The organism is Acetomicrobium mobile, from assembly GCF_937920065.1.
Genome location: NZ_CALETC010000160.1, coordinates 1 through 4,860, shown reverse-complemented (window position 1 = coordinate 4,860; position 4,860 = coordinate 1). Strand labels below are relative to the sequence as shown.

Genomic DNA, 4,860 nt, shown 5'->3' with positions numbered 1-4,860 from the left:
GTCGCGGCCCCAAGTTCCTCGACTGCAACTTCGTATTCTCTACCGTTTATGACTATTCTGTACCTTTTATACATCCTGACATTTCCTCCTAAAACTTCAATGTTATTTTTATTCAAATCCTTCTTGGTTCTCAAAGAAGGATGCCTTCCGCCACAAGCTCACGCGCGGAGGCACAATTCTTCTAATTGATTTGATCTCAAAAGGTGCTGATTCAAAGGCCGCGATGGCCGCAGTGATAGCAGCAATTTCTTCTCCACTTATGCCTTCTTCGATGTGCACCGGAGCAACACCTTGTCCTTCCGGAGGCGAAGGTATCGTGGTTTCCTCAACCAATGCCTCGCCGCCACCTGGGGTTGTTTCCTCGGCCTTCTTACTGGGAGTGCGCCCTATAAACTTCATGGCCACGATGACGAGCGTCAAGCCTCCCAATACGATAAAAACCATGCTAAAGGCTATGATGGACAACTGCAGCCCCCCGTATAAACCTTGCTCAAAGACTGAATTCATTGACTTCACCACCTTAGCTAGGTATTATGCCGTGTTTTCGTTTCGGGCGAAGTTCTCTTTTTGTCTCGGTCAACAATAAGGCTTGATATATCTCCTTGCGTGTTTCTTCAGGGAATATCACGCGATCAACGAACCCCCTCGCCGCCGCTACGTAAGGATTCGCGAAGGCCTCCTGATATTCCTCTATTTTCTGGCGCCTCAAGGCTTCCTTGTCCTCGGCTTGTTCTATCTCCCTTTTAAACACTATGTTAGCCGCGCCCTCGGCGCCCATTACCGCGATCTCCGCCTGAGGCCAGGCTAAAACTACGTCAGCACCAAGGTCCTTACTGCACATGCCGAGATAAGATCCGCCGTAGGCCTTTCTTAAAATCACCGTTATCTTGGGAACTGTGGCCTCGGAATAGGCATATAACATCTTAGCTCCGTGGCGTATTATGCCACCAAGCTCCTGAGCCCTCCCGGGAAGGTAACCAGGAACGTCCACGAAGTTCACCACCGGTATGTTATAAGCATCGCATATCCTTATGAAGCGGCTGGCTTTATCAGAGGCATCAATATCCAAGCACCCGGCCAAAATGCGAGCCTGATTGGCGATGATGCCAATGACCCTGCCACCCAGCCTGGCAAAGCCCGTTACGATGTTTTGTGCCCAGTAAGGCTGAACTTCAAAAAAGTCAGCATTATCGACAATGCACTTTATGACGTCTATCACGTTGTAACTCTTGTTGGGATTGGTTGGTACCAGTTCCCTCAGGTTCATATCCATCCGTTCGGGATCATCGCCGGTGTCGATGAAGGGGGGCTCTTCCATGTTGTTGCTCGGCAAAAAGCTTAACAACTTCCTCACTTGAAGAAAACATTCTTCTTCATCTGGTGCAAAGAAATGAGCCACGCCTGATACTTGGTTGTGAGCCATGGCTCCTCCTATTTCTTCGCTCGTGACGTCTTCTCCCGTAACGGCCTTTATGACGGCCGGTCCAGTGATGTGCATTATCCCTATTTTATCCACCATGAAGACAAAATCCATCAACGCCGGGCTATATACAGCACCTCCGGCACTGGGACCAGCTATGATGGATATTTGCGGCACTATACCGCTTGCCTTTACGTTTCTAAAAAATATATTCCCGTAACCAGATAGGGAATCAACGCCTTCTTGGATGCGCGCGCCACCTGAGTCGTTTATTCCAATTACAGGCGCACCGTTGAGCAGGGCCATATCCTGTACTTTGCATATTTTCTTCGCATGCATCTCGCCCAGGGATCCGCCCATGACCGTAAAATCTTGGCTAAACACGTAAACCAAACGGCCCTCTACAGTTCCATAACCGGTAACCACGCCATCGCCGGGAAACTTGCGATCCTCCATCCCAAAAAGAGTGCAACGATGTTCTACATGCTCATCGAGTTCAACGAAGGATCCTGGGTCAAGCAGTTTATCTATCCTTTCTCTAGCGGTTAATTTGCCACGTTTATGCTGCTTTTCTATAGCGTCTTTTCCCACGGGATAGCGCGCTCTTTCTTTTCTCGCCATTAGTTCCTCGCAAAGCTGATCTATCGTCTTTTCGGCCATTATCATGTCCTCCTTACGCAATCCATCTTACCGCTCTGATAGTTCAAGCAAAACGCCGCCGGCAGCTTTTGGGTGAATGAAGGCAATCTTTGCGCCCCCCGCGCCACAACGTGGTTCTTCATCGATAAGTCGGATGCCTTTGCCCTTTAACTCCTCCAAAGCTGCTTCAATATTTTCAACCCTAAGCGCTAAATGATGAATGCCTTCGCCTCGTTTCTCTATGAATTTTGATACGGGGCTTTCGGGAGAAGTTGGTTCTAAAAGTTCAACCTCGGTGTCCCCCAGGGGCAAGAAAGCTGTAACGACCTTTTGCTCCTCAACTTCTTCTCTGCCTGTGCATTTGATGCCTAAAACTTCTTCCCAGAGCTTTAAGGCTTCATCTATAGACTTCACTGCTATGCCAATATGATCCACACCTGTTACTTTCATTTCGTACAATTCACCCTCCTTCCTCTTCGCTCTTTGTTAAAGGCCTAAATTAAACGTGTTCTTTCGTTCTCCTTTCGTGGACTGCGTTTTTGAGCCACTCTACGATTTCAGACGTAGACGTGCCGGGTCCGAAAACCGCTTTAACCCCCATCGCCTTAAGCGATGGGACATCGCCCTCAGGTATGACGCCACCACCGAAGACGATAATATCTTCTGCTCCCTCGCTTTTGAGCAACTCGATGACCTCTCTAAAATAATGTTCATGAGCTCCAGATAAAATGCTCAATCCAACCGCATCAACGTCTTCTTGTATAGCAGTCGCAACGATCTGCTCTGGAGTTTGTCTTAGGCCCGTATAGATGACCTCCATGCCGGCATCTCTAAGAGCCCTTGCCACCACTTTGGCTCCCCTATCGTGACCATCGAGCCCTGGTTTTGCTACTATTACACGTATTTTTCTCTCATCCATCGTTCTTGCCTCCATACTTAGAGGATTATGTTTTCCTTATATTCGCCAAACTCTTCCCGCAGGACACCGCAGACCTCTCCCAAGGTAGCGTAGGCCTTTACTGCATCTAAAATCCTGGGCATGAGGTTAATGGATTCGTCCCTGGCCGCTTCCCTTATTTCTTCAAGCGTTTCTTTGACCTTTACGTTGTCCCTGCGCTCCTTTAAAGCCTTTAGCCTTGCGATTTGCTTTTCTCCCACGGAGGGATCTACCTTCAAGATTTCCCGTGAGGTCCCTTTTTCTTCAATTTGGAATTTGTTTACGCCAACGACTATTTGTTCCTCGTTTTCAATCGCCTTTTGATAAGCATAGGCTGAATCCTGTATCTGCTGCTGCACGTAACCCCTTTCAATGGCTACAAGCATGCCACCCATCTCGTCTATTTTATCTAGGTATTCTTGAGCCCTTCTTTCTATCTCGCTAGTGAGCCACTCGAGATAGTAGCTTCCAGCCAGGGGATCTATTGTGCTTGTAACGCCCGATTCGTAAGCTATTATCTGCTGTGTCCTTAGCGCTATGCGAACGCTGTCTTCTGTCGGAAGTGCCAAGGCCTCGTCAAAGCTGTTAGTGTGAAGCGACTGTGTCCCGCCCAACACCGCGGCTAAAGCCTGCATGGTTACACGTACAATGTTATTTTCCGGCTGCTGAGCAGTAAGTGTACAGCCTGCAGTTTGGGTATGGAAACGAAGTTTTTGAGCACTTGGATTAGTCACGCCAAATCTTTCTTTCATGATCTTGGCCCAGAGCCTCCTGGCAGCCCTGAACTTGGCTATCTCCTCCAAGAAGTCGTTGTGAGAGTTGAAGAAAAATGACAACCTGCGACCAAAAACGTCGGGATCTAAGCCCTTTTTGACGGCGGCTTCCACATAAGCGATCCCGTCGGCCAGGGTGAAAGCGACCTCCTGGACGGCTGTGGAGCCTGCCTCCCTGATGTGGTATCCGGAAATGGAAATTGTATTCCATTTAGGCACATGCTTGCTGCAAAACTCAAAGATGTCCGTGATAAGCCGCATAGAAGGCTTGGGCGGGAAGATGTATGTTCCTCTTGCAATATACTCCTTTAAAATATCATTTTGGATTGTGCCGGATAACTTATCCATGGGGATGTTTTGCTTTTCTCCCACGGCTATGTACATGGCGAGCAAGATCGAAGCAGGCGCGTTTATGGTCATGGAGGTTGAAACTCTATCTAAGGGGATCCCATCAAACAAAATTTCCATATCCTCCAAGCTGTCTATGGCCACACCGACTTTGCCGACTTCCCCTCGGGCCATGGGATGGTCCGAATCGTATCCAATCTGCGTAGGTAAATCGAAAGCCACTGAAAGACCTGTTTGGCCCTGTTCCAGTAAATATTTATATCTTTCATTAGATTCATCGGCAGAGGCATATCCCGCGTACTGACGCATAGTCCAAAGACGACCGCGGTACATTGTAGGCTGAACGCCACGTGTGTAGGGATATTCTCCTGGAAAACCCAAATCCTTGACATAGTCTAAATCTTTGACGTTTTCCGGCGTATAAACCCTCTCTACGGGAACCCCTCCGCTAGTGGTAAACGTGCTTTTGCGTTCAGGATACCTCTGCGTGGCCTTCTTTACGCCCTCTTCATATTTAAGGCGAGCCTTAGATATCCTTTCCAGTTCCTCTTCTTTGAACATTAAGTCCACCCTCCCTAGAGATTTCGCCTTTCACATAATTTGCACATTTGTACTTATTATTTCGTACTTTTTTGCCCTTTGCAACTTTTACAGAATATTAAGACAATTCAAACATACACCCGCTATTATACCGGTGCACATGCCAAAGACGATGCTACCATAGTAAGGCCTACAAGTCCACA

At 48.1% G+C, this 4,860-nt stretch carries 5 protein-coding genes; all 5 read right to left on the bottom strand.

Going from position 1 to position 4,860, the window contains the following annotated elements; translation table 11 throughout:
* Positions 1-108: 108 nt before the first annotated feature.
* Genes Q7P41_RS06015 through Q7P41_RS05995 form a run of 5 tightly spaced genes read right to left on the bottom strand, consistent with a single transcriptional unit; the run spans position 109 to position 4,678 of the window.
* The gene (locus tag Q7P41_RS06015; protein ID WP_303882887.1) at positions 109-507 is read right to left on the bottom strand and encodes an OadG family protein; all 399 of its coding nucleotides are present in this window, start codon (positions 505-507) and stop codon (positions 109-111) included.
* Between the two features lie 13 nt (positions 508-520).
* Positions 521-2,080 carry an acyl-CoA carboxylase subunit beta gene (locus Q7P41_RS06010; RefSeq protein WP_303882886.1) on the bottom strand — a complete coding sequence of 520 codons (1,560 nt, stop codon included), beginning with the start codon at positions 2,078-2,080 and terminating at the stop codon, positions 521-523.
* A 27-nt stretch (positions 2,081-2,107) separates the two neighbouring features.
* Positions 2,108-2,509, bottom strand: a complete 402-nt coding sequence (gene mce, locus Q7P41_RS06005) for a methylmalonyl-CoA epimerase (protein WP_303882885.1) — start codon at positions 2,507-2,509, stop codon at positions 2,108-2,110.
* 49 nt (positions 2,510-2,558) lie between these two features.
* A complete protein-coding gene (locus Q7P41_RS06000) occupies positions 2,559-2,978 on the bottom strand; it encodes a cobalamin B12-binding domain-containing protein (protein WP_303882884.1) in 420 nt (139 codons plus the stop codon).
* 17 nt (positions 2,979-2,995) lie between these two features.
* The gene (locus Q7P41_RS05995) at positions 2,996-4,678 is read right to left on the bottom strand and encodes a methylmalonyl-CoA mutase (RefSeq protein WP_303882883.1); all 1,683 of its coding nucleotides are present in this window, start codon (positions 4,676-4,678) and stop codon (positions 2,996-2,998) included.
* Positions 4,679-4,860: the final 182 nt, after the last annotated feature.

What these genes read in the sequence shown, in the direction of transcription:
- mce (WP_303882885.1), bottom strand. Translation starts at nt 2,509, where the DNA reads ATGAAAGTAACAGGTGTGGATCATATTGGCATAGCAGTGAAGTCTATA.
- Q7P41_RS06000 (WP_303882884.1), bottom strand. Translation starts at nt 2,978, where the DNA reads ATGGATGAGAGAAAAATACGTGTAATAGTAGCAAAACCAGGGCTCGAT.
- Q7P41_RS05995 (WP_303882883.1), bottom strand. Translation starts at nt 4,678, where the DNA reads ATGTTCAAAGAAGAGGAACTGGAAAGGATATCTAAGGCTCGCCTTAAA.
- Q7P41_RS06015 (WP_303882887.1), bottom strand. Translation starts at nt 507, where the DNA reads ATGAATTCAGTCTTTGAGCAAGGTTTATACGGGGGGCTGCAGTTGTCC.
- Q7P41_RS06010 (WP_303882886.1), bottom strand. Translation starts at nt 2,080, where the DNA reads ATGGCCGAAAAGACGATAGATCAGCTTTGCGAGGAACTAATGGCGAGA.